Source organism: Candidatus Symbiothrix dinenymphae (assembly GCF_001431085.1).
In genome coordinates, this window is sequence record NZ_BBRU01000075.1 from 1 (window position 1) to 1,007 (window position 1,007).

A 1,007-nucleotide genomic window follows, 5' to 3' on the forward strand; every position below is an offset into this window, starting at 1 on the left:
ACTCAATAGCAGGCGTACAAGCCTGAATTTCATCGAGAAATAACAATGTTTTTCCTGCTTTAATGGGCTCTCCGTGCATAGCTTCGAGTTCCTCAACGATTTTTTGAGGAGAAGAAGAGAGTTCGAACACCGTTTTTGTCTGCAAATGTTCTTTCTTTTCAAAATTTATTTCAACCAAATTATCGAAATGTTTGCCAAATTCTCTGACCGAAGAAGACTTGCCAATTTGCCTCGCGCCGCGCAACAAAATAGGCTTGTGAATTTTTGCCTTCTTCCAATCCAATAATTTACTGTCTATCAAACGTTTAATGTACATTTTATATTATATATTTACAAATTCAGGCTGCAAAGATACGAAAAAAAAAACACTTTTTGGAAAAAATGGCACCGAGATTTGGTCATTTTTTGGAAAAAATGGCACCGAGATTTGGTCATTTTTTGGAAAAAATGGCACCGAGATTTGGTCGTTTTTTGGAAAAAATGGGGGCAAGAGGAAAATTTCAGTAAAAATGCTACCTACTTATGATGTCAATTTCACTCTTTTACAATTACTATCACCACGCGTCTGTTTTTTCGCCTGTTTTCTACGCTGTTGTTCGGCACGAGAGGCTCTGTGGCTGCTTTGCTGACTGTTTCTGTAATTATTTCTGCCGGAATACCTTGTTCTATCATATAGGCTTTGACGGTTTCGGCGCGGTCTTGTCCCAAAATCTCATTTCGTGCCTGTGAACCCGTGTCGTCGGTATGCCCTTCAATGCGGATATGCCAATTGGGGTATTTCTTTAGCAAGGTTATTTTTTCGTCCAACTGACTTTTGAGGTCGCGTATTTCTACGTCCAGGGCAGCCCTGCTCGCGAGTAACAGGTCGCTTTTGGCAACTTCAAAATTTATGGGCTTCTGCACCCGTGCCTTATCTACAATCCTTTGCTGACGCTGCTGCCTTGTTTCTTTGGCAGGCGTCTTCCGCACAACTTTGACCGTGTCAACCGGCGAAGGTGGTAGCGGGG

Annotated in this window: 3 protein-coding genes; 1 reads left to right on the forward strand and 2 read right to left on the reverse strand. The window is 42.0% G+C overall.

Going from position 1 to position 1,007, the window contains the following annotated elements:
• The coding region (locus ASC50_RS01230; RefSeq protein WP_158648240.1) for an AAA family ATPase at window positions 1–316 on the reverse strand (316 nt) is incomplete at its 3' end.
• Between the two features lie 56 nt (window positions 317–372).
• On the opposite strand from ASC50_RS01230, the gene ASC50_RS07590 reads away from it, so the two are divergent.
• On the forward strand, window positions 373–507 hold the full coding sequence (locus ASC50_RS07590; protein ID WP_262482182.1) for a hypothetical protein: 135 nt from the start codon (window positions 373–375) through the stop codon (window positions 505–507).
• 27 nt (window positions 508–534) lie between these two features.
• Here the strand turns inward: ASC50_RS07590 and ASC50_RS01235 are convergent.
• Window positions 535–1,007 (reverse strand): OmpA family protein (locus ASC50_RS01235; protein WP_226995315.1); only part of this gene is annotated, 473 nt, incomplete at its 5' end.